Source organism: Desulfobaccales bacterium, assembly GCA_041648175.1.
In the GTDB taxonomy this organism is placed as follows: Bacteria; Desulfobacterota; Desulfobaccia; order Desulfobaccales; family 0-14-0-80-60-11; genus 0-14-0-80-60-11.
This window is the reverse complement of record JBAZPO010000025.1, coordinates 18,180-40,544: the sequence shown is the minus strand read 5'-3', so window position 1 is coordinate 40,544 and position 22,365 is coordinate 18,180. Positions and strand designations below refer to the sequence as shown.

Below are 22,365 nucleotides of genomic sequence, written 5' to 3'. Positions count from 1 at the left end.
GCCTGACAGGGCTTTACGACCCGAAGGCCTTCTTCACCCACGCGGCATCGCTGCGTCAGGGTTTCCCCCATTGCGCAATATTCCTCACTGCTGCCTCCCGTAGGAGTCTGGACCGTGTTCCAGTTCCAGTGTGGCTGATCGTCCTCTCAGACCAGCTACCCATCGTCGCCTTGGTAGGCCGTTACCCTACCAACAAGCTAATGGGACGCGGACTCGTCTCTTCCCGATAGCTTTCATGAAGAGGCCATCTTTACCGATCAATCCAAAAATCAACCGGGTTATGCGGTATTAGCGCACCTTTCGGTGCGTTATCCCCCAGAAAGAGGTAGATTATCCACGCGTTACTCACCCGTGCGCCACTTTACTCGCCCGGCGAACCGGGCTTTCTCGTGCGACTTGCATGTGTTAGGCATGCCGCCAGCGTTAATTCTGAGCCAGGATCAAACTCTCCAGTTTTACTTGGAGTTTTCCCGCACTCGGGCTCACTATTTAGTTTTCAAAGAGCAAGTTTTGGTGCTTAAAATTATATCTACTTTTTCGCCGCTGTCAAGTTCTTTGTGAGAAGTTCGTTTGTTTTTCGTGAGCTTCCCGCCCGCAGTGGCACCTGTTTTTGTAACCCAGGTTCCCTTCTCTGTCAACCCCTCGTCCCGGATTTTTTTCCGCCCCGAGAGGCTCACCGACGATTGCCAGGGCAACAAGGATTTATAACCCAACCTCCCCGTCCCTGTCAACCCCCCCTTTTGAAAATTATGGAAATCTTTAACTCTCTGGGGGGCGTAACTCCCTCCCCCATGCTGGGGGAGGCTTGGGGTGAGGATGAAATGCTTCCCATCCTCAAACCTGGCCATTTAAAGCGCCGCTTCTCCCCTGATTAATCAGGTGAGCCGCTTTACTCCGCTCCGGATGAACACAAACTGAAGTTTTGAAAGAGCCTATTCGTTTACTGTTCGTTCCCAAGTTGCTCTTGGGGACGCACTTTTTCGCCCAAGCTGTGCTTGGGCTCCTTACTGCGAGAATCGGAAGGCCGCCGCTTACACAATCTTCCCAGGCTGCCGGACCTTGTCCGGGCTGGCTGCCCACCTTCCAAACCCACGCCATCCCTGCAAATCAATGGCCGGGAAACCCTCGCCCCCCGGCCCCGATGCTTAACCAGTAGATGATAGCAAATCAGAAATTAAAGGCAAGCCCTGTTGAGAAAAAAAGTGGGCAGGGGTTAGTGGCCAGTTGCCAGAAGTGAGGGACCAGACCAGGTGTCAGGTTTCAGGTGCCAGGGGTTAGGAAATAATGTAGGGTGCGTCTCACGCACCATCTTTCCTTTAACTCCCTCCCCCTTGATGAGAGAGGGTAGGGGCGGGGTCTCCCCGCCCGACTTCCAGTACTTGGGAACGCTACTTTCCGCCCAAGCTCTGCTTAGGCACCTTTCCTGACAAAACCCACAGGGTAGGACTCGGCTAACTATGTTCTACTTCTTCTTGGGTTTAATCTTTATCGTCTCATTTATAGTGGTCTTCGGATTCTTTTTCACATAATCCTGAGTAACGAAACGGCCATCTTCTGCATTTCTACCAATTTTTTTCGGAGGAGGGGCTTTTTTTTTCATTGGTCGTTCTCCTTATAATTGCACCAAATTCGGCCATATTAAGATGGCCGCTGCCCAGATCTGCACCATCTTTTATAAAAAGGTTTTAGGAGAATTCATAAACTCATTTGAATCCTTTCAATTTTGGAGGACATGTTTGGGTTCTTGTACGAATTTGATTTATACTGATTTTCCCAATAGATACTCTATATCCATATACTTCTTGAAGCCTCTTTGCAGCATGTTTACAGTTTAATCTTGAGAAAAATGGGAGGACAAGATCATCTCCTGGATTATTACTAATAACAGCAAAAACTATTTGAAATTCCTCACGTTCTATGCGTCGGTTATAGTCTTCCAAGCGATGTTCTTTAGGAAGGCGCTCGTTTACTAACTTTCTAAATTCTGCATCGGTAAAAAATAGGTCTCCCGAAATAAGCCCTTGTGAAAAAAGATGACTCAAGGCACTTGATTGGCCATAGCGCTTTATATGTACGATATCCTTTTTATTAATTAGAAGATCGCAAAATTCGATTTTCTGGTTAGCTCCTCCATACTGAATGAGTTTTCTATCCATCAGAGCATATTTTGAAGAGTCAGATTCTGCTACGTACTTATTGTAAGCTGCTTCGGATTCATGATCATATTCCATAAAACAATGCTGATAACGAGGGATTTTTTTATAAGCTTCATTTACCTCGCTAACAAAATCTCTATCAATTCTATACCATTTACCTCCACTTAAAAGAAATGATTCGCTGTCAATATCGATTTCTGCATGAAGGCAATGGTAAACTTGCCATTTATAAATTGATTTTCCATCATGATCAATAGCATTTGCTCTTCTTTTTATTAATAATTCTTTTGAAAGCTCCTTACGATCTTTTATTAATTTTAGAAATTCCGGAATATGTATATCAGAATATTCAGATAATTGACGTCCAAACCCTATAAATTGAAAACTTTTAATTCGCTCCCATTCTACTACCTGCGGCACTGCCATCCAAATATTGTCCAGTTCCTCATTGATCATTTTTTCTATTAAAACGCTGTCGAGTTGCTCAATTATTGATACATCTTTTATTTCACGAATATGGTCTACCCATGGAAATATATTTTTATATGTATCCTCCAATGATTTGCCATAGTATTTTGACAATAGCTCCCTGAGGGAACCGATTTTTATATGAGCTAAAACATGAAGAGCATCTGTTCCGGAAATTCGCGTCCCTAATCCTTCTTCAGTTGGTCTTCCTGTGACGCCCCTAAGCAAATCTTGCTCAATATCTAATCCAAATTCGCTTGGATGCACCTCACGGCTTGCTTGCTCTTTCGAGTGTCGGGATATTGTATCTATCGTCACTTTGTCAATACTACGTATATTACTTTCTCCGATAGAATTGAGACATGCAAGGAGTCCAAAACGCTCCTCCCAACATCCCGGATTCAATAAATATCTCCCCTGTCCAAATGTTACCGCAAATAGTCTCTGTTTTGATTCAATTATTAGGGCAGCGGCAGTCGATTCTATAAGACCCAATTCTTCCTCATTCACATAATCTTCAAAAAAAGGGGCCCACCTCGGAGGCTTGGGCCAACCCTTTCTTACGAAAAGATCACCAATCCCATCAAGCGCACGCCTTTCTGGCCTTTTCTCAAGATCTATTATGGATTGAGGGTCTTTGTATTGGTCTTTAATTAAATAGATGCTAAGTTTTTGAAGGGATAGTTTGTCCTCGTTATCCATGGATTGCTCCATTTGCGAGAAATTTGCGCATATAACCCCACTTGTTCACATGCCAATATACATCCAATTAAACACTTGTCAACACAATATCTTGTGCTTTATACCAAAAAAGATTGTTTTTCTTGCAACCGCAGTACGAGCACTGCCCCACCCGCCTTAACCTCAATCCTTCCGAGTTGAGTTCTTCCCGCCAGTCCCCCCTCCCCTGAACCACCATCCTCCCCTCATGCACCCATGCTAGAACAACCGCCCCCAACCTGTCAAATTCTTTCCCGATTCCAACCCTTTTCGCCTTTTCCCCTCTTCCCCTTTTCGCCCCTGCTTTATAAAAACTTGCCCAGCTTATACAGCCAGGGCAGGACCCAGGAGAAGAACGGCCAGCAGATGGTGAGGGCCAGCACAAAGGCGATGCCCACCCGGGTCTTGCCCCATTTGGCCAGGTGATGGTACCGGGCATACATGGGCACCATGGCTATGGCCGCCCACACTATTATGATGAGCATCGTCGCCAGAAAGTTGAGGAGGGAATCAATCGGGAGCGGCGCCACGTCCTGCCCGCCCAAGGCCAAAAGCGCCATCTGTTTATAAGCCATATACGACGGGTACATCAGCAGGGTTGAGGCAACCGTCTGGAACCCCAACTGGTAACCGTACAGGCCCAGGGTCTCTTTGAGGGTCACGCCCCGGCTCCCCAGCAGCTTCAAGACCAGGTGCAGCGCCAGCCCGAAGCCATACAACCCCACGATGCGCAGGAGCACCATGACCCCCTTGCTCACCGCCATGTCGTGCGCCAAGAAGACCGGAATGCACAACAGATAAGCCACCGCGGTGGCCAGGAGCAAAAACGCCGTCCCTTTCCCGAACAGATTGTCCGCGGCCAGCCCCAGCCGCTCCGGAAAGCTCCAGGGATGCCGCAGCACCACCCTGGCCTCCATATAAAAGTCTTTGCACGTCTGCCACACCGCCGCGATGGGATCTGCACTCATGGCCTCCCGCCTTTCCGGTCAATTTTTTTATAATAATTATTTTATAACGTAATTTAAGTATTTGACATATACGTCAATGATTATTAATGTGGATTTCACTGAACCCAAGGAGGTGATGCGTAGGGCTCTTTTGAATTCAGAGGTTTACGCGTTAAGGGCAGAAATGCACTATGGACCATCACAACAAGGAGGATGCGATGCGTAAGACCATGACGGTGTTGGTTGTTGTTCTGTTCGCAGTGGGATTTTTGGCGGCCGCGGCTTTTGCCGATGCCACCCCTGATGACGCCAAGGGCTGGGTGGCCAAGGCCAAAGAGTTTTTTAAAGCCAACGGCAAAGACAAGTCCCTGGCCGAATTCAGCAATCCCAAGGGGCAATTTGCCAAGGACGATCTGTACATCTATGTGCTGGATATGAACGGCAAGATGCTGGCCCACCCGAACGCCACCTTGGTGGGCAAAGATTTCATGACGGTAAAAGACGCCGACGGCAAACTCTTTGCCGTGGATATCGTCAAAGATGCCAAGGGCAAGGGGATGGGTTGGGTCGACTACAAGTGGGAAAACCCCAAGACCAAAAAGGTCGATCCCAAGACCGTCTACTTTGAAAAGGTCGATGACATAATCATTTGCAGCGGCGCCTATAAGAAATAGCCTTGGGAGGCCCAACCGGCCGAGTCCGGTTTGGCCTCTACCACTTCGACTGTCCTCTTTCCCAACTCCTTTTTTACGCCCTCGTTTCCAAGAGCCCGTAGGGCGCGAAGCGCATCCCGTCTTATGGACTAAACGGCTCTACACCGCGCCTCGGCGGCACATACCGATTCACCAGCGACACAAATTCCGCCTAGATGATACGAAAAAAGGGTTACTGTGATTCAACATATTGATAATACTAAAATACTTTTATACTCATTGGCAAAAGTTTTTTCTTATTAGCCCCTCACCCTACCCTCTCCCACAAGGGGAGAGGAGAATAAAAGGAAAGAACTCTTGGCAAGGGCTCTATGTGTCTGGTGTTTCTTGAAGGAAAAGGTCTGGAGGAGACGGTCTTCTTGTGGTAAAATTCACGTCATACGGCCAGGTTAGCAAACCCTGGGGTGTTTTTCCCTCTCACGTCTTGTAGCACCCAGACCCCGGTTTTTCGGCTCAATGGCCTGAATCTTTTCCCAAGGAGCACTTCCCCGATATGGACTCTTACAAGATCCAACTGAGCGAAAGCGAGATGCCCCAGGAGTGGTACAATATTATTCCCGACCTGCCATCCCCCATGCCGCCCTATCTGCACCCGGGCACCGGCCAACCCATCACCCCGGACGACCTGGCGCCCATCTTTCCCCGGGCCTTGATCGAGCAGGAAGTCAGCCCGGAGCGTTGGATTGCCATCCCCGACGACGTTTTGCGCATCTATCAGTTGTGGCGGCCCAGCCCCCTGCACCGGGCCTACAACCTTGAGGCGGCCCTTAAGACCCCGGCCCGCATTTACTATAAGAACGAATCCGTGAGCCCCGCGGGCAGCCACAAGCCCAACACCGCGGTGGCCCAGGCCTACTATAATAAAGCGGCAGGCATCAAAAGGCTGGCCACCGAGACCGGGGCCGGCCAGTGGGGCTGCGCCCTGTCCCTGGCCTGCAACTTCTTCTGCATGGAATGCACCGTCTATATGGTCAAGGTGAGCTACCAACAGAAGCCCTACCGGCGGTCGCTGATGCACATCTGGGGGGCCAGCGTCTACCCCTCCCCCACGGATCGCACCCAGGCCGGCCGGTCCTTATTGGCCAAAGACCCGGAGACCTCGGGCAGTCTAGGCATGGCCATCTCCGAGGCGGTGGAGGACGCCGCCACCCATGCCGACACCAACTATGCCCTGGGGAGCGTCCTCAACCATGTCATGCTGCACCAGACCATCGTGGGCCTGGAGACTAAAAAGCAACTGGCCCTGGCTGGGGAATCGCCGGACGTGCTCATCGGCTGCGTCGGCGGCGGCAGCAACTTCGCCGGCTTTGCCTTTCCCTTTGTACCGGACAAGCTGAAGGGCAAGGAAATGCGCTTTGTGGCGGTGGAACCCACCGCCTGCCCCACCCTGACCAAGGGCGCCTATACCTATGACTTCGGTGACACCACCGGCTTAACACCCTTGATCATGATGTACACCCTGGGGCATTCCTTCGTGCCCTCGGGCATCCACGCCGGCGGCCTGCGCTACCACGGCGACGCCCCGCTCCTCTGCCAGTTGGTGCACGAAAAAGTTATCGAAGCCCGGGCCTATCCGCAGAACCCGGTCTTTGAGGCGGCCCGCCTCTTTGCCGAAACTGAAGGCATCATCCCGGCCCCGGAGACCGCCCACGCCATCAAGGCCGCAGTGGATGAGGCTTTGGTGTGCAAAGAGACCAATCAAGCCAAGTGCATCGTGTTCAATTTTTCGGGCCACGGCCATTTCGATCTGGCGGCCTACGACGCCTTCCTGGAAGGCAAACTGCAAGATATCGAACTCGACCCGGATGAGATGATCAAAAAAGCCCTGGCGGAATTGCCTAAGGTCAAAACACCATAGTTCCTCTCCAAATTTTCAGACAACGTAGTGTAGGGGCGGGTTTGAAACCCGCCCCGACGTTTGGCCGCCTTGACAAGCCTTTTCTCTGTTCATAATTTACAGGAAGATGAAACGGAAAGGAGGTGAGGGCGGGATGAAGCTTAGCAAAGAGGCGTTGGCGAAGGAGGCTGCCTTCTGGGGTCAGGTCAAGAAAGTCGATCCCCGCAAGGTATGTCACAAGTGAAAGGAATGAAAAAATTAACGGTTGCTGGTTCAGCAACTGATGGGGGCAGATATGGCATTTTTGAGTATCGCTCAAAACCAAAGCCATCACTCATTTTGCCATATCTGCTTGCCGGCGATTCCCGCCCTTATCCCGTCCCAGATCTTTCCGTCAAGTAAGTCCTTCTATGAAGGCCGGAAACTATGTCCCTCAGTCAGCCCTATGATTTTTTAATCCAGTGGCATCTCACGGAGAGATGCAATCTGAAGTGTAGGCATTGTTACCAGGAAGGTGGAAATTTTAGAGAATTGTCGCTGGCCGAAATTTACCGGGTAATAGAAGAAATCAGCGACATGCTTAAGGCCTGGCATGATGCTTATGGCCTAGATTTTTCCCCAAGTTTTAACGTCACCGGAGGGGAGCCGGTCTTAAGGACGGGCTTTTTTGACATCCTGGGCAGGCTGGTGCAGACCGGGTTTGAAATTTATATTCTCTCGAATGGCACGTGCATTACCCTCGATATAGCAAAAAAAATTGCGGCTTTGGGAGTCCAGGGCATCCAGATCAGCCTGGAAGGGCCAGAGGAGATTCACGAACAAGTCAGAGGCCGGGGCAGTTTTGCCGCCGCTCTCCTGGGGATCCGAAACCTCCTGCAGGCAGGGGTGAAGGTCTCATTGAATGCCACCATTTCCAGAATGAATGCCGGCTATTTCCAAGAGATGGTAGGACTGGCCCGCGAACTGGGAGTTTCCCGGCTGGGATTTTCCCGCCTGGTTCCTTCGGGCCGTGGAAAAGACTTGCTGGCCCACATGCTGACCTTAGATGAGACGAAGCGTTTGTATGAAAGTATTTTATCCATGCAGGTCGAAGGCCTGGAGATTACTACCGGAGACCCCATGGCGGCCCAGATGAACAGCCCCGCGCCGGCTGATGGCGAAAATAACACCTTTCCGGCCGGGGGCTGCGCCGCGGGGGTGTCCGGGCTTACCATCCTGGCGGACGGCACAGTTACCCCCTGTCGCCGCTTGCCTATTGCCTTGGGAAAAGTGGGAGAGACTCCTCTGCGGGAAATTTGGGCCGCTTCTCCCGTTTTGGAGCAACTTCGAACCAAAGACCTCTACCAGGGTAAATGCGGCAAGTGCCCGAGATGGTCCGCCTGTCGGGGCTGCCGGGCCATTGCCTATGCGTCTGCGACGGCCCAAGGAAACCCCGATTTTCTGGCTTCTGACCCCCAGTGTTTTATTTAAAGGAGGATAAGAATATGGCAGAACGCCCCGGAGTGATCACCATGAAAGGCAATCCCCTGACCCTGGTGGGCCAGGAAGTGCACGGAGGGGAGCCGGCCCCGGATTTCGAGGTTCTGGCCAACGACTTAAGCCCCTTCAAGTTTTCCACGCTTAAGGGTAAGGTGGCCATCATCTCTTCGGTGCCCTCCCTGGACACTCCCGTCTGCAATATCCAAACCCGGTGGTTCAATGATGAGGCCGCCAAGCTGGGGCCTAACGTAGAAATCCTGACCATCAGCATGGACCTGCCCTTCGCCCAGAAGCGTTGGTGCGGGGCCGCAGGCGTGGACCGGGTCAAGACCTACTCGGACCACCGCGACGCGGCTTTTGGCATGGCTTACGGGGTGTTGATCAAGGAATTGCGCCTTCTGGCCCGGGCCGTGTTTGTGGTGGACAAAGAGGGAGTGGTGCGCTACGTCCAACTTGTAAAAGAGCTATCCAACGAACCCAACTACGATGAGGTCTTGCAGGCGGTGGGTAAGCTGATCTGAGAACATAGGCCGGCAAAGATTTTCTTAGGGGCGGACCGGTGTGTCCGCCCTTTACATGAGCGGCAAACAAGTACCCTGCCGCTTCTGCTCCCAGGCCCGGTGGATGACCTCCGCGGTGTATTGGGGCAGGTCGAAATCGGAGAGTCCGCTCAGAGGGACGAACCGGGCCGCGGTGATATCCGACCCGGGGGTCAACTCCCCGTCAAGATAGTCACACAGGAAGTCCACCAACACATAATGATAGGCGATGCGGCCGTCGGGGTCAGGGAAGATGCGTTCCAGCACCGCGGCGATGCCCAAGAGGCGCACGGTTATTCCGGTTTCTTCCGCCAGTTCTCGACGGATGGCGGTCTCCATAGTCTCCCCCAACTCCACCAGGCCACCGGGCAGGCTCCAGGAGTTCATGGCTGGTTCCTGCCCCCGGCGCACCAGCAGCACTTCGCCGCCCTTAAAGACCGCGGCGCCGACGCCCACCAGGGGCTGGTCGGGGTAATGACGTTTGATTCCAGGGTTTTCCGGAGCAGGCATCTTAGTCAATTTGGCATACCATGATAATTAATCGGCAGCCTCCTGGACGATTCTCGGATGTGTGGAGAAGGAGTAACCACGGGTCCCAGACGAACTGAACAACAAACCCCCGATTATAGGTTCGACCGCTTTGGCTTCTGCTTGCCATTGGATAACAAAGTGCGCTGCCGTCCCTTCCTCGCCACTCAAGGGATTTTTGACGTGAATCCGGGTGGCCGCCGCAGGAGCAAGTTTCAGGGGCTGCTGTAAATATTTTTCGACCAGTTTGCCGCTGGTATTATAGAAATCCATTTTGATGATATTGATTGAATGATCGGGATCAGTATTATGTATGAAAATAGTGGCATTTACATTAAAGGAATAATCATCACTTACGTAACTTGTAGCAATGGGTAGATAAAGCGTTTGGCCTTTGACGAGCTTCACCTGACCTGCCGCCATCCCTGTAACCAGGGACAGACCCATTATCATGACCATGATCAGCAAGAGCGCTTTGGCAAGATTCTTCATTTCCGGTCTCCTTATCGCCGACTTTCCGATGCTAGGGGGTTGTAATCCGATGTCGACAAGGATAGCGCATCAGCTCGATTATGGAAACTTGAAAGAGAAGAGGGAAGACCGATCTTTTGACTAAATCTTAAGGGATTGGGGGGGAGGCGGGTAAGTGCACCGAGAAAAAGACTCTTAGCCCCCTCCCCTAAGATTTCCTTACATCTCGACCCTGAGCGACCGCTTCACCCGGATTGCCGCCGCACCACCCACGGGGCAGACGTGTTCGCAGTGGCCACAGCCGATGCAGCGGTCGGCATTGACCAGTGGCAGTTTGATTTTGACCCGTTCACCTTGCAGATTGACGACCTCTTGCTCGGTAATGGTGATAGCCTTGGGAGAAACGGGGCAATGTTCCTCGCACACCAGGCAATCGGTGCCTTCGGAGTAGGGAATGCACCGGGAGCGATTGATGAACGCGGTTCCCAGGGTGGTGGCCTGTTTGGCGTCCAGCTTAAGGGGGGGGATGGCGCCGGTGGGGCAGACCTGGCCGCAGAGATTGCAGGAGTAGGAGCAATACCCCATACGGGGTATGAGCCGCGCGGTATAGATCCCTTCCAAACCCGCTTCCCACAATACCGCTTGGAGGCCGTTGGTCAGACAGACCTTCATACACTGGCCGCAGCGGATACAACGCGAGAGAAACTCGGCTTCATTCTGGGCACCGGGAGGCCGGATGAGAAACTCATCGGGCCGTCGGGCCAGGGAACCCAGGCGGATCATGGGCACGGCCACCGCCCCCGCGGCAACGGCAGTGATCACCTGACGCCTCCCCAGGTCTAGCGGGGCCCGGAGCGCTTTGGAAACCCAGGTAAAGCTCACCCGATCCTCTTTATCGCAGGTTTCCAGGCACTTAAGACAGAGCTGGCATTCGGCAGTTAAGTGGCGGGACGGTTTGTCCGGGGCAAAGGCAGCCATTTTGCAGACTTCCACGCAATCACCGCAATCGGGGCACAAGGCGGCGGGCCGCCGCCGGAGCAGCGAGAAGCGGGCGATGAGGCCGTAGAGGGCTCCAAGTGGGCAGAAGGCCCGGCACCAGAAACGCCGATCCACCCGCTCCGCCGCTACCACCAGGGCAAAGAGCACCAACGTCAGAAAAGGCAGCACGTAGACCAGGGGCCGAAAGGGTAGCACCGTAGCCTTGAAAAACTGATAGAGGGGCTCGCTGACATACGTGACCGGCGGGCCCAGGCGGTACATAGTGAGCCCCGCTTTTTCCACCCCGTAGCCGAAGGCCGGGTAAAGCACGATGGCCAGGGTGCGGTAGAGCAAGGACAACGGATCAAACAGTCCAACCAGATTCAGGGAAAACAGCGTCCCCACCAGGAGGCCGATGAGCAGGTAGTACTTGCCCCGGCGCCACCGGGCCGCGCAGCCGCGGTCGGGTCGGGGACTGAAGAGCAGTCGTCGGCTGCAGTCCAGGGTCGTGCCCAGAGGGCAGACCCAGCCGCAGAAAAACCGGCCCAGGACGAAGGTCAGGGCCACAAAGAGTAATGACCAGAAAAGCCCGGCCACGATAGGACTGAAGGTTAGGAGATTGGCCGCCAGGATCAGGGGGTCAAAACGAAAGAACAGGTCCACCGGCCAGGCCAGGTGGTTTTCGCCCTCGAATTCGGCTTTCAAAAAGAGCCACACAAACAGCGCCAGAAAGAGAATCTGGACGACCCGGCGGAGGTGGGTCCACCTGCGCCGGGTTAAGGAGAAACTGGGTTTATCCATGAGTTTTGCCAACATCTTTTGGTAATTGAGAATTTTCCGGGATGACCCCCAACCGGAGGATTGTCAAGATTGCCGTCATCCTCCCGGAGGGTGGGGCAATTGCGCTTAAATGAAGGATTATCGCAGCCATGAAACGATGGATGATGTCTGGAGGCCTTCAGGAAGATTGCGGGAGTTTGAGGGGCGATAACCGGCTGGCCTACCGCAGGTTACCGGCCCCGTCCTTTATCCGATTCATATAACCTTGATTTTGTTCAGGTCCATTTCCCCTCGGCCGGCCTGGTGGGATTTGATGATATAGCCGAGATCCTCGGGTTTCATGCCGAACAGGCCGGTGCCCAGGGAGTCCAGGGCCACGGGATCGACGCCGGCGAATACCAGGTTTTTCACCTCAACATCCTCGAGGTTGCCCCCGGAAGGGCCGTTCTTCACCATGATGCGGGTGGCGTCCAGGACATGCAAATCCGGGCGCAGCAGCAGGTTCATGTCAGCGATATTCTGGTGCAGGCCCACATGGATGCGGCCCCGCCAGCCGCCGATGGCTCCCATCATGTTCTTCAGACACATGGTGAGGCGGGCCTCGGAATGATTCTTGGCGATGGGTATGTTGATAAAGCGGTCGGCTTCAAGGATATCCTTATAAAAATACCATTTCTTCAAGGCCTTGGCCTTCTCGATGGTGACCTCCACGAACCGGCGATCGTCCACATACGGCACAGTCGCCCGCGGATCGTTGATAGCCTCTACCGCGGCCTTGATGCCCGAATTGGCGTAAGCCTTGCGGGCGTCGTGGCAGGTGTTGTCCAGAACCTTGACCTGCTTGGCCCCGGCTTCGAGGCACAGTTCCACCACCTGGCGTACCACAACAGGATTGGCGTTGGCGGCCATCTCCGGGGTCCGGTCCCAGGCCATGTTGGGCTTGACCACCACCACTTCGCCGGGATTGACGAACTTTTTCATGCCACCCAAGGCCTGGATGGTATCTCCCACCAGTTGGGCGTAATTGGTTCCCTGGGCTTTGGCCACCACGGCCTGCGGTGTTTCCTTTGGGGCCATAGCCCACACTTCTTCCGGCAACACCCACCGGCCGGCCCCGGCTGTTACCCCTAAGGCCGCAATCTGCTTTAAAAAATCACGACGGCGCATTACCGCCTCCTGAAAACATCGTTTTTGGTTTTGGGTTTTTGGTTTTTCGTTACAATAGGTCGACCCAAATTCCGAAAAGTCACATATCGAATTTAGATATATTTTAAAGCGAAAATGATACGAACCCTATAGATATTCTCTAGTCTAAACAGAGCCATGGGAGTTTGCAAGTTTTTCTTGACATGTCCGAGGAAACCTACTATTGACTAAATGGTCATTTCAATGACCCCATAGTCATTATATCGAAAATCGATCACATTGAGTATACAGTTTGGGGATAAGAGCGTCGGTAGCCCTCAGTACCAGTTTAACAAATTCTAAGAAATAAAAGCCTTGACTAGAGCCACCAAAAAAGAGATCGTCACTGCGTTTCGGACCCAGGAGATTTTGGCCGCGGCCCGCAAGCTTTTGAGCCAGCGCGGCCTGGAAGCTTTGACCATGGAGGAGATCGCCGCCGCCGCCGGGGTGGCCAAGGGCACCCTGTATCTCTATTTTCAAAGCAAAGACGATCTGATCCTGGCCATGATCAGCCAGGTGGGAGAAAACATCCTCCGGGATGTGGAGTCATCGCTGCAGGCCCCGGGAACGCCACCGGAAAAATTGATCCGGATGGTGTCGGTCCTCCTGGAGTATCTCGACCGGGAGCGGCTGCTGTTTCCCATCTATGCACGGGAAGTGCTCCAGGGAAAGCAGAAATCCCGGGCAGGATTCTGGTGGCACATCCAGGAAATGGAGGAGAAGTTTGTCTCCTTGATGACAAGCCTGTTTGCCGAGGGCATCGCCGCTGGACAGTTTATTCCGGCCAATCCCCGCCTCCTTACCTTTTTGTTTCGGGGGTTGGTCCGGGCCACCGGCTATTACCAACGGGACGAAGGGCAGACTGCTGCGGTCCAGGAGGCCTTCCCGGTAATTCTCACCCTGCTCTCTTCCGGTTTGATCCGGGCACAGCAACCTACAGGAGAGGAAACGGCGCTATGACAGCCAGAAACTTTGGGCGAGTGCTCCTGTGCGCTTTGGTAATATGGAGCATGACCATCTTCCCGGGCCGCGCCGCCGAGCCACCCGCGGCGCACCTGGATTTGAAGGAAGCCCTGCGTCTGGCCTGGAAGGCCAACCCCAATCTGAAGATCAGCCGCCTCCAGGCCCTCATTGCCGGCGAACAGATCGTCCGGGCCCGGTCAGGGCTGCTGCCCCAAATCAATTCCCAAACGAGCCAGACCATTTATGACGATCCCTTGAAGTTTAAGATCGGGGTCAGCGCTCCGGGGATGCCGGGCGGGGTCTCCTTTGCCCAAACCAACCGAAACTTCTGGGGTAACCAGACCACCATCAACCAGTTGCTCTTCGACTTCTGGGGCACTCCTTCCAAATATCAGGCCGCCATCATGGGTCATAAGGCCAGTCTCCTGGATACGGCCCAGACCCGAGACAACGTCTTTCTGACGGTGGCCCAAGGATATTTCAAGACCCTGAGGGCCAAGAAATTGGTGGAAGTGGCCCAGCAGACGGTCTTTGATCTGAAGCAGCATCTTAAGATTGCCCAGGACCAGTACCAGTTCGGGGTGGTTACCTTCAATGATGTGCTCCAGGCCAAAGTCTCCCTGGCTGACGCCGAGCAGAACCTGATCGTGGCCCAAACCGATTATATCGACACGCGGTCGGCGCTGAACAAAGTCCTGATGCTGCCCGTAACCGCTCCCACGGTACTCAAGGATGAAAATGTGGTAGTCAAGCCCTGGGGACTGGGCCAGGCCACCGACGCAGCCCTGAAACAAAGGAGCGATCTCAAGGCCTCGGTAGATCGCATCCGCCAGCAGGAAAAGACCGTGACGGAGACCAGGGCCCAATACTTTCCCAAGTTTTCCGTGCAGGGAGGATACTTTTATCAGGTCAATAACGCTACGGTGAACGACAGCCAGTGGTCCCTCATCTTTGCCATGAACTGGAACATCTTTTCCGGGTTGGACACCAAGGCCGCGGTTTCTCAGGCCAAGCTCAAGGTGGAACAGCTCCAGGAACAGCATAAGGACCTGAATGAGCAAGTTCAACTGGACGTGCAGAATGCTCACCTCAAGGTCAAAGAGACCTCGGATCGCATCAAGACCACGGAGACCGCGGTAACCCAAGGTGAGGAAAATCTGCGTTTGAACGAAGAGCGGTATAAGGAAAGTGTGGGCACCGCCACCGACGTTATCGACGCCGAGACCCTCCTGACCAGAACCCGGGTCAATTACTGGGCTGCGGTTTATGATCATCAGATGGCCAAGTCCCAAATATTGTGGGCCGTCGGTTCTATCACCGAACTCCTACCTCAGGAGCAGCCGCAACCCCATGTCCCGTAAGATCTTCATGCGCTTGGGTATTGCCCTGCTGGTCCTCCTCATGGTAGGGGGCGGGGTCGCCTATTGGATATATATCCACATTCACATCAGCACTGATGACGCTTATGTCGCCGGCTATGTGGGAGTCATTTCGGCCCGGGTGCCGGGGCGGGTGGCCAAGGTGCTGGTAGATAACAACCAGTACGTCACCCCCGGGCAGGTCTTGGTGACCCTGGAACCGCAGGATTATGAGACTGCGGTGGCTCAGGCCGAAGGCAACCTGGGACGCTTGCGCCAGGAAATGGCCCAGGCTTACGTGCGGGTGGCCACCGCCAGGACCAAACTGCCCCAAAGCGAGGCCAATTTCAACCTGGCCGGCATTGACAAGACCCGCTACGCCAACCTGTATGAGCGCCGCACCATACCCAAACAAATGTTGGATCAGGTGAACACCCGCTACCGGGTGAACCAGGCCGAAGTGAACCGGTCACAGAAGGAATTGCAGGAATCCCTGGCAGCCATCGGCGGCTCCACCGATATCCCCCTAGAAGAGCAACCGGCCATCAAGGAAGCCAATGCCAGGCTGGAGCAGGCCCGCCTCAACCTGGGCTACACCCAGATCAAGGCCGAAATTGAGGGCTACATCACCAGGCGTCAAGTGGAGGTCGGCAACTGGGTCCAGCCTGGACAACCACTGATGATGCTCGTACCCTTGAAAACGCCCCAACTCTGGATTCAGGCCAACTACAAAGAAACACAACTCACCCACGTGTATATCGGCCAACCCGCCAGGGTTCGCGTGGATATGTATCCCGGTATCGAATTCCAGGGCACGGTGAGTTCCATCATGGCCGGCACCGGCGCGGCCTTTTCCCTGCTCCCCCCGGAGAACGCCACCGGCAATTGGGTGAAGGTGGTCCAACGCATCCCAGTCAAAATCGTGCTGGCTCCCCCCTATCCGGCCAACCGGCCCCTGCGCCTGGGGATGTCCACCGAGGTTACCATCGATACCCGGGAACGCACCGGTAAAAGGTTGCTGGGCCCGGACGTCCATTGAGGTTGCGCGAGCCTCGATTTGGACAACTCAGGGAATCCCCTTGCCGGAATTGATCAGGGTATAAGCTCGTGATGAGCCCTCCAAATAATGGTCCCCGGGACGTCAACAAATGGCTGATTACCATTGCGGTGATGGCCGGCACCTTCATGGAAATCGTGGACACCACGATAGTCAACGTAGCCCTGCCCCATATCGCCGGTAGCTTGGCCTCCTCGGAAGACGAAACCACCTGGATTTTGACGGCGTACCTGGTTTCCAACGCCATCATCCTGCCCATTACCGGCTGGCTTTCGGCCTTGTTCGGCCGTAAGCGCTTTTTGATGCTCTGTATGACGCTGTTCACCTTTAGTTCCATGTTGTGCGGCATGGCCACCAACCTGGGAATGCTCATCGTCTTTCGCATCATTCAGGGGGTGGGCGGCGGGGCGCTCCAGCCCATTTCCCAGGCAATTCTCCTGGAAACCTTTCCGGTGGAGGAGCGGGGCATGGCCATGGCCCTCTGGGGCATCGGCGTGATCATCGCCCCCATTGTAGGGCCGATCATGGGTGGCTGGGTGACGGACAACCTTACCTGGCGCTGGGCCTTCTATATCAACCTGCCTATCGGGATCATATCCTTGCTACTCACCTATCTGTTTGTCTTCGACCCGGATTACATCCGGCGCCAGCGGGCCGGGAGCATCGACTACTGGGGTCTGGGACTGTTAGTTGTGGGTCTAGGGGCGCTGCAAGTGGTGTTGGACAAAGGCGAGCGGGAAGACTGGTTTTCTTCGGACTTCGTCACCCGCCTGGCCATCATCGCAGCGGTGGCCTTGATTGTCCTGATCTATCATGAGCTCAAAACCAGGCACCCTGTGGTTGACCTCCGCCTCTTCAAGGAGCGGAACTACGCCGCCGGGGTGACCATCATGTTCTTTTTCGGGTTTGTACTCTATGGCAGTATCATGCTCCTGCCGCTGTTCCTCCAGACCCTCATGGGCTATGACGCCACCCTGGCCGGTTGGGCCCTGGCTTTCGGGGGTATCGGGTCCCTGCTGATCATGCCAATCGTGGGCCGGCTCACTATGGTGATGGACAGTCGCAAAATAGTATTTGTGGGCCTGGTCATCAACGCCTACGCCGTCTATCTCATGAGCCAATATGATACCAATATCAATTTTTATCACGCTTGGTGGCCCCGGTTCATTCAAGGCTTTGGTCTTGGGGCCACCTTCGTGTCCCTTACCACTCTGACTATGTCCCGCATCTCCCAGGAGAAGATGGGCAATGCCACCGGCATCTTCAACCTGATGCGCAACCTGGGGGGCTCCTTCGGCATTGCCACGGCTACCACCCTCCTGGCCCGGCGGGGCCAATTTCACCAGAACCACCTGGTGGAACATATCACCCCGTTAGCCCAGCCCTTTATTGATTGGCAGCATCGCATGTCCCAGGCCTTGCCGGAACTGGGGCCCAACTGGCAGTGGTGGAATGCCCCCCAGGCTATGGCCGGCCTCTATCAGGAAACGGTGCGCCAGGCGAGAATGCTGGCCTTCTGCGACGACTACTGGTTCTTTACCATCGTCTTTCTTTGCCTGCTGCCCCTGGTTTTCCTCATGCGCCGCCCCCCGAAGCAGCCAAGTATCACATCAGAAGAGGGTGCAGAAGTTCTTCCTTGATGCAATACACTCTGATATTATTATTTGGTTGCCGCCTTCACCCGGCTGGCTTAGGATTTGCTGCGCTCAAAGCGCGATAAGGACATATAGGTGCGTCTGGTTAATCTGATTCTCCTGCTGATCGCCTCGATTTTCTTTGTTTGGATATTGAATGAGGTGGGGTGGGATACCCTGAGGCACCACTTCTTACAGGTTGGCTGGTATTGGCCGCTGCTGCTGCTGCCCTATGGGGTGGTTAATCTGCTGGAATCTTGGGCCTGGAAGTATATCATCATCAACCCGCCGGCGAAGCTCACGGTGGGTCGCCTCTTTTGGCTGCGTCTGGGAGGGGAGTCTTTGAACCAACTCACCCCCACCGCCTCCCTGGGGGGAGAGCCCTTCAAGGCCGCCCGCCTGCGGGCCGATGGCGTGCCTCTCGACGTGGCCAGCGCCTCAGTCGTGATTATGAAGGGCATCCTGGTCCTAAGCCTCACCCTCTATATCTTTACCGGGCTAGCCCTGGCCCCAGTCTTTCTGCCCCAGGCGGCCAAGTACATGCTGTTCCTGTCTCTGGCGGCCGTGGGCCTGGCGGCCGTGGGTATCATCTTCGTCGTCGTGCAGCGCCGGGGACCCTGCGGGAACAGCTTCCGCTTCCTCTCCCGGCGGGGCTGGCTACCCCACTTTCTCAGGGATCATGAAGGTTTTTTGGAAGATCTGGATACGGCTATGTCCCAGTTTTATTGCCAGTATCCGGCCCGGGCCGTGTTGGTTTTTTTCATGTTTTTTCTTAGCTGGCTGCTCCATTCTGTCGAGGTTTACATTATATTTTGGCTGCTGGGGCACCCCATCAGTTGGGGCTTGGCCGTCTGCATGGATTCCTTGGCTATGCTCTTCACGGCCCTGGGATTTTTTATCCCCGCGGCCATGGGGGTACAGGAAGGAGGGAATATCCTCCTGGCCCTGGGCTTTAACTTGGGTTTTGATCTGGGGGCCGCATTCAGCATCCTGCGACGCATCCGGGAGGCCTTCTGGCTCAGCTTGGGGCTCTTGGTGGTCTGGCGAGAGAAGTGATTCTAGTTCCCCATTCCTTTGGGTCGGTCCACTCACCCTCTGTGTGTTTTGCAACAAACTTCATCTGATTGAAAATTCGGCTATATACTCGGAACAATAGTTTATAACGAACTCCATTAATGTGTCTATGCTATAATATTTTTTTAAATTCTCTTGTTCCACTGCAATGCCCAATAATTGCACTAAATAACAATCCTTTTTATTATTTAAAGCCTGTGACTTTGGGCAAAAATCTATATCTAATCTAAATCCGGATTTTACTAGTTTTGATTCATCATAATCCTTTGATTTAATAATAATATTCTTCAAGTCATTTAACGCTACGTTCCCTCTTCTATATATCAATTTTATTTCAATTAATTCGGTCCTCTCAAGTACATCCTTTACCTCCAAAATTGGTTTTATCACATCGCCCATCCACCTTCTTTTTTTCTGCAGTTGTTCTTTTGGGCCCCCCTTCAGTTCTTTTGTATTCGTTTCCAAATTAAATATTTTTTCCTTAATTTTATCTTCCAATAGTTTTCTATAATCTTTTTCTTTTTCCTCACCAATAGGTTGGATTTCATCCGGATCTTTTTTCTGATTAAGATGAACAATGGTAGATAGGCTTTTCTCCTTTCTGTCAGCTAGCTTAGCCATATTCACCTCTGCATTCTCGATAATCAGAAATCATAAATCCATTTTAATCATCGCACTTGGTGTTTGCCACCTGTTGCGGGCGGAATTAACTGCTAAAATGCTCCTGTTTCAGAAAAAAATTATGGAATGACGTACAAAATGGCACGGCTTTAAAAAAAAATCAATATAAATATATAAAAAGACAATATCCTAAATCATTAAATGATAGTTATATTCGGCTTGGCAGCGTCTATTTCAGAATACCTGATGGAATCGTGATGGTAGACATCGGTTCCCTGCTTCGTGGTAAAAGGCTATGGGGTTAGGATAAGGAATAATAAAATTGCGTCTGCCTTGCTGTTCAAAGGTTCCCTGAAATTAGTTAAAATTAGAGTTGCATAGGAAAATGTTTAGGACCTACCAAAGCGTATCGCTAGGTTCCTCCTTTATCCTCTTCCAGAATCCGTCTTACAACCGGCATAAGCTCCGTTTTGATCTTGCGTTTGGGTACATAGGCGAAAGCCCCGGCCGCGGCTGCGTGGCTGCGATAGTCGTCGTCGTCAAAAATGGTGAGCATCACCACCTTGGTACTGGGGATCGCTTTCTTGATGCTTTCCGTGGCTTCGATGCCGGTTATTCCCGGAAGGCCGATGTCCATGATGACCAGACAGGGAGATGCCGCCTGGGCTATGGCTATGGCTTCTTCGCCGCTGGCGGCTTCCAATAACGGGTAGCGGGCAAATGATAGCTCTAGCCATTCTCGCAAGGATTTGCGTAGGCCGGCGTGATCTTCCACAATTAAGATGGGTTGTTTCATATCATTTCTCCTCTTTCTTTTTAGCTAATCGGGCAAAGAAGACAAACTCTTTAATTCAGTACCTGAGTTCCGTGCACTCTTTTAGGCGGGGCGGGCAAAGGTGGCGGCTGGGCTGTTTAATGATGCCTATGATTATGAAGTGATTTTGTTGGGAAAAAATAGGGAGGCAAACATATGCCTAAGTGCCTCAAAATGATTGACTCATTCCGCCGGGTGCCATATCTTCGTTAAGGGCTGTAATTTTATAACTTTTGCTGAGTCTTACCCTCTCAGGAAAAAAGCTGTCATAAACGCAGCGGCTGACGCTTGAGCCGCAAAGGAGGCGAGATGCAGCGGATTTTTTTAGCGCTATTTATGGTTGCCCTGGTAATCGCCGGTTTCTTTCTGCTCCCGGCCCAGGGAGCGGAAACCCTGTCCCCTCCCAGCATCAGCGTGGAGGCGGAAGGCAAGGTGACGGCCACGCCGGATCTGGCGACGTTGACCATAGAGGTGGAGACCCAGGCGGCTACCGCCGCGGCCGCGGGCCAAGCAAACGCTCGCCAGGCCGACCACGTCTTGAAAGCCCTGAAGCCAGCCTTGGGGGCCGAGGATAAAGTCCGGACTCTGGGTTATCGCCTGATGCCGGTGCATTCCTACAAAGACAAGACCTCTCCTCAGGAAGTCAAGGCTTACCGGGCCGTCAATCGGCTGGAGATCAAGATCATGGATGTGGCCCGGTTGGGTGAGGTGTTGGATACTGCTTTAAAAAACGGGGCTTCCCAAATCAATGGGCCGTTTTGGAGCCATTCCCGTATGGAAGAACTCCAGCGGCAGGCGGTCGTGGATGCCCTGGAACGAGCCCGGCGCCTGGCGGAAGCCCTGGCCCAGGCGGCTGGCCTTAAAATCAAAAGCGTGGACAAGATTTCCACCGGAGTTCGCTTCATCGCTCCCCGCGGTTCGTCCGTAAATTATCTGGCGGCCAAGGCGGCCACTCCCACGCCAATAGAAGTAGGCGAAGAAGAAATCCGGGCTCATGTCCAGGCAGTTTTCCTGGTGAACCCCTGACCTTCGACTTTTCCGTGGCCTCCTTTACAAGCGCCAAATGAGTTGTTATTATTTCAACAATTAACCTTTGGAGGATAACGTGAGCGATCTCATGAAATCGGTGGAACTAGCCTTGGAAAAAATCCGCCCCATGTTGCAACGTGATGGTGGCGATATTGAACTCGTGGAAGTGACTAACGGCGTGGTGAAAGTTCGCCTGACCGGGGCCTGCAAAGGGTGCCCGATGTCCCAGATGACCCTGAAGCAAGGCGTAGAAAAGATGCTCCTCAAGGAAGTACCGGGCCTGAAAGAAGTCCAGGCCGTGTAGGTGGCAAGGGGTCGGCGGCAGGGGATAAAACCATTGCCTTGCCGTCGACCCTGCACTCACCTCCTTGCCGGTTTTTCCACCGCGACGCGGGGAGAAGACAAGCCCGCTCAAATATGCTTGACATCAGCCGTTAACCCGCCATAATTAAACCACGTGGGGATGTAGCTCAGCTGGAAGAGCGCCTGCTTCGCATGTAGGAGGTCAGGGGTTCGAGTCCCCTCATCTCCACCACGAATTTCAATTAGTTACGGCTTATGGTTTCCATAGGCCGTTTTTTTGTGTGAGACTCCATGCGAGAGACACTGCCCCTACGGGTGATGCTCAAGCAGAGCTTGGGCGGGAAAGTGGCGTACCCAAGTGCAAGTTGGGGAACGAGGGCGACAAACTCTGCTCCCACCCCGGAAAACCGGTTCCCGGTTTGCACAATCCTCGAAATTCCAGCAAAACTGGTGCACTTTTTCATCCTAAACTACCCCAAAAAGCCCTGGATTTTGTCGTCGCGGGCAGATTTGGGGGGGAAATCGCGGGACGCGTGCGGGTACGTTGCAAGGTCCCCTCGTGATGTACCCGGCCGGAAGTCGCGTGCGTGCGTGCCGTACCCGGCTCTTTGCCAAGGTCGTGCCACGGTCGTGCCGCGCTGGTCCCAGGGTTAAAATCTGAGTCTCACATAAATTAGTTATTAATATCAAAGGATTACTGATGCGCCGGCA

The 22,365-nt window shown here is 53.5% G+C and carries 20 protein-coding genes, 1 tRNA gene and 1 rRNA gene; 12 read left to right on the top strand and 10 right to left on the bottom strand.

Translation table 11 applies throughout. The features are described 5' to 3' along the window. The 4 genes from WC600_17000 to WC600_16985 all read right to left on the bottom strand — a co-directional run. Nucleotides 1-456, bottom strand: a 16S ribosomal RNA gene (locus WC600_17000); the annotation flags it as partial. 1,006 nt (nt 457-1,462) lie between these two features. After that, nucleotides 1,463-1,600, bottom strand: a complete 138-nt coding sequence (locus WC600_16995) for a hypothetical protein (GenBank protein MFA4904433.1) — start codon at nt 1,598-1,600, stop codon at nt 1,463-1,465. A 103-nt stretch (nt 1,601-1,703) separates the two neighbouring features. Continuing rightward, nucleotides 1,704-3,326: a DUF6119 family protein gene (locus tag WC600_16990; protein MFA4904432.1), complete on the bottom strand. Its 1,623-nt coding sequence runs from the start codon at nt 3,324-3,326 to the stop codon at nt 1,704-1,706. Between the two features lie 323 nt (nt 3,327-3,649). Next, the gene (locus WC600_16985) at nt 3,650-4,312 is read right to left on the bottom strand and encodes a hypothetical protein (GenBank protein ID MFA4904431.1); all 663 of its coding nucleotides are present in this window, start codon (nt 4,310-4,312) and stop codon (nt 3,650-3,652) included. 197 nt (nt 4,313-4,509) lie between these two features. Between WC600_16985 and WC600_16980 the strand changes: the two genes are divergently transcribed. The 4 genes from WC600_16980 (at nt 4,510) to tpx (ending at nt 8,841) form a co-directional block, all read left to right on the top strand. Next, nucleotides 4,510-4,965 carry a cache domain-containing protein gene (locus tag WC600_16980; GenBank protein ID MFA4904430.1) on the top strand — a complete coding sequence of 152 codons (456 nt, stop codon included), beginning with the start codon at nt 4,510-4,512 and terminating at the stop codon, nt 4,963-4,965. A 532-nt stretch (nt 4,966-5,497) separates the two neighbouring features. Further along, a complete protein-coding gene (locus WC600_16975) occupies nt 5,498-6,862 on the top strand; it encodes a TrpB-like pyridoxal phosphate-dependent enzyme (GenBank protein MFA4904429.1) in 1,365 nt (454 codons plus the stop codon). A gap of 405 nt (nt 6,863-7,267) precedes the next feature. Next, nucleotides 7,268-8,311: a radical SAM protein gene (locus WC600_16970; GenBank protein ID MFA4904428.1), complete on the top strand. Its 1,044-nt coding sequence runs from the start codon at nt 7,268-7,270 to the stop codon at nt 8,309-8,311. Between the two features lie 14 nt (nt 8,312-8,325). Continuing rightward, entirely contained in the window at nt 8,326-8,841 is a 516-nt protein-coding gene (gene tpx, locus WC600_16965) for a thiol peroxidase (GenBank protein ID MFA4904427.1), read from the top strand. 51 nt (nt 8,842-8,892) lie between these two features. Here the strand turns inward: tpx and WC600_16960 are convergent, their stop codons facing one another. The 4 genes from WC600_16960 to WC600_16945 form a co-directional block, all read right to left on the bottom strand. Further along, nucleotides 8,893-9,369: an NUDIX hydrolase gene (locus tag WC600_16960; GenBank protein MFA4904426.1), complete on the bottom strand. Its 477-nt coding sequence runs from the start codon at nt 9,367-9,369 to the stop codon at nt 8,893-8,895. A gap of 27 nt (nt 9,370-9,396) precedes the next feature. Further along, complete coding sequence (locus tag WC600_16955) at nt 9,397-9,879, bottom strand: DUF3124 domain-containing protein (GenBank protein ID MFA4904425.1); 483 nt, start codon at nt 9,877-9,879, stop codon at nt 9,397-9,399. Nucleotides 9,880-10,077: 198 nt separating this feature from the next. After that, on the bottom strand, nt 10,078-11,637 hold the full coding sequence (locus WC600_16950) for a 4Fe-4S dicluster domain-containing protein (GenBank protein ID MFA4904424.1): 1,560 nt from the start codon (nt 11,635-11,637) through the stop codon (nt 10,078-10,080). 234 nt (nt 11,638-11,871) lie between these two features. Further along, nucleotides 11,872-12,783, bottom strand: a complete 912-nt coding sequence (locus tag WC600_16945; GenBank protein MFA4904423.1) for a DUF362 domain-containing protein — start codon at nt 12,781-12,783, stop codon at nt 11,872-11,874. Between the two features lie 333 nt (nt 12,784-13,116). On the opposite strand from WC600_16945, the gene WC600_16940 reads away from it, so the two are divergent. The 5 genes from WC600_16940 (at nt 13,117) to WC600_16920 (ending at nt 18,869) form a co-directional block, all read left to right on the top strand. Then, entirely contained in the window at nt 13,117-13,761 is a 645-nt protein-coding gene (locus WC600_16940; protein MFA4904422.1) for a TetR/AcrR family transcriptional regulator, read from the top strand. After that, nucleotides 13,758-15,125 carry a TolC family protein gene (locus tag WC600_16935; GenBank protein ID MFA4904421.1) on the top strand — a complete coding sequence of 456 codons (1,368 nt, stop codon included), beginning with the start codon at nt 13,758-13,760 and terminating at the stop codon, nt 15,123-15,125. Before WC600_16940 ends, WC600_16935 begins: the two co-directional genes overlap by 4 nt. Then, on the top strand, nt 15,115-16,161 hold the full coding sequence (locus tag WC600_16930) for an HlyD family secretion protein (GenBank protein MFA4904420.1): 1,047 nt from the start codon (nt 15,115-15,117) through the stop codon (nt 16,159-16,161). The genes WC600_16935 and WC600_16930 overlap by 11 nt, the downstream gene beginning before the upstream one ends. Nucleotides 16,162-16,232: 71 nt before the next feature. Continuing rightward, nucleotides 16,233-17,819, top strand: coding sequence for a DHA2 family efflux MFS transporter permease subunit (locus tag WC600_16925; protein MFA4904419.1), 1,587 nt, complete (start codon nt 16,233-16,235; stop codon nt 17,817-17,819). A 90-nt stretch (nt 17,820-17,909) separates the two neighbouring features. After that, nucleotides 17,910-18,869, top strand: a complete 960-nt coding sequence (locus tag WC600_16920; protein ID MFA4904418.1) for a flippase-like domain-containing protein — start codon at nt 17,910-17,912, stop codon at nt 18,867-18,869. A gap of 60 nt (nt 18,870-18,929) precedes the next feature. On the opposite strand, the gene WC600_16915 is transcribed toward WC600_16920, so the two are convergent. Both WC600_16915 and WC600_16910 read right to left on the bottom strand, forming a co-directional pair. Then, nucleotides 18,930-19,508, bottom strand: coding sequence for a hypothetical protein (locus tag WC600_16915; GenBank protein MFA4904417.1), 579 nt, complete (start codon nt 19,506-19,508; stop codon nt 18,930-18,932). 412 nt (nt 19,509-19,920) lie between these two features. After that, the gene (locus WC600_16910) at nt 19,921-20,304 is read right to left on the bottom strand and encodes a response regulator transcription factor (protein ID MFA4904416.1); all 384 of its coding nucleotides are present in this window, start codon (nt 20,302-20,304) and stop codon (nt 19,921-19,923) included. A 327-nt stretch (nt 20,305-20,631) separates the two neighbouring features. Here WC600_16910 and WC600_16905 point away from each other — a divergent pair, with 327 nt between their 5' ends. The 3 genes from WC600_16905 (at nt 20,632) to WC600_16895 (ending at nt 21,886) form a co-directional block, all read left to right on the top strand. After that, complete coding sequence (locus tag WC600_16905) at nt 20,632-21,348, top strand: SIMPL domain-containing protein (protein MFA4904415.1); 717 nt, start codon at nt 20,632-20,634, stop codon at nt 21,346-21,348. 91 nt (nt 21,349-21,439) lie between these two features. Then, nucleotides 21,440-21,655, top strand: a complete 216-nt coding sequence (locus WC600_16900; GenBank protein MFA4904414.1) for a NifU family protein — start codon at nt 21,440-21,442, stop codon at nt 21,653-21,655. A gap of 155 nt (nt 21,656-21,810) precedes the next feature. Then, nucleotides 21,811-21,886 (top strand) — tRNA-Ala (locus WC600_16895). Nucleotides 21,887-22,365 lie beyond the last annotated feature (479 nt).

Excerpts from the sequence above, each read along its gene's own strand:
- WC600_16985 (MFA4904431.1), bottom strand. The coding sequence starts at position 4,312 with ATGAGTGCAGATCCCATCGCGGCGGTGTGGCAGACGTGCAAAGACTTT.
- WC600_16915 (MFA4904417.1), bottom strand. The coding sequence starts at position 19,508 with ATGGCTAAGCTAGCTGACAGAAAGGAGAAAAGCCTATCTACCATTGTT.
- WC600_16925 (MFA4904419.1), top strand. The coding sequence starts at position 16,233 with ATGAGCCCTCCAAATAATGGTCCCCGGGACGTCAACAAATGGCTGATT.
- WC600_16945 (MFA4904423.1), bottom strand. The coding sequence starts at position 12,783 with ATGCGCCGTCGTGATTTTTTAAAGCAGATTGCGGCCTTAGGGGTAACA.
- WC600_16995 (MFA4904433.1), bottom strand. The coding sequence starts at position 1,600 with ATGAAAAAAAAAGCCCCTCCTCCGAAAAAAATTGGTAGAAATGCAGAA.
- WC600_16950 (MFA4904424.1), bottom strand. The coding sequence starts at position 11,637 with ATGGATAAACCCAGTTTCTCCTTAACCCGGCGCAGGTGGACCCACCTC.
- WC600_16980 (MFA4904430.1), top strand. The coding sequence starts at position 4,510 with ATGCGTAAGACCATGACGGTGTTGGTTGTTGTTCTGTTCGCAGTGGGA.
- WC600_16905 (MFA4904415.1), top strand. The coding sequence starts at position 20,632 with ATGCAGCGGATTTTTTTAGCGCTATTTATGGTTGCCCTGGTAATCGCC.
- WC600_16990 (MFA4904432.1), bottom strand. The coding sequence starts at position 3,326 with ATGGATAACGAGGACAAACTATCCCTTCAAAAACTTAGCATCTATTTA.
- WC600_16970 (MFA4904428.1), top strand. The coding sequence starts at position 7,268 with ATGTCCCTCAGTCAGCCCTATGATTTTTTAATCCAGTGGCATCTCACG.
- tpx (MFA4904427.1), top strand. The coding sequence starts at position 8,326 with ATGGCAGAACGCCCCGGAGTGATCACCATGAAAGGCAATCCCCTGACC.
- WC600_16900 (MFA4904414.1), top strand. The coding sequence starts at position 21,440 with ATGAAATCGGTGGAACTAGCCTTGGAAAAAATCCGCCCCATGTTGCAA.
- WC600_16955 (MFA4904425.1), bottom strand. The coding sequence starts at position 9,879 with ATGAAGAATCTTGCCAAAGCGCTCTTGCTGATCATGGTCATGATAATG.
- WC600_16930 (MFA4904420.1), top strand. The coding sequence starts at position 15,115 with ATGTCCCGTAAGATCTTCATGCGCTTGGGTATTGCCCTGCTGGTCCTC.
- WC600_16935 (MFA4904421.1), top strand. The coding sequence starts at position 13,758 with ATGACAGCCAGAAACTTTGGGCGAGTGCTCCTGTGCGCTTTGGTAATA.
- WC600_16975 (MFA4904429.1), top strand. The coding sequence starts at position 5,498 with ATGGACTCTTACAAGATCCAACTGAGCGAAAGCGAGATGCCCCAGGAG.
- WC600_16910 (MFA4904416.1), bottom strand. The coding sequence starts at position 20,304 with ATGAAACAACCCATCTTAATTGTGGAAGATCACGCCGGCCTACGCAAA.
- WC600_16960 (MFA4904426.1), bottom strand. The coding sequence starts at position 9,369 with ATGCCTGCTCCGGAAAACCCTGGAATCAAACGTCATTACCCCGACCAG.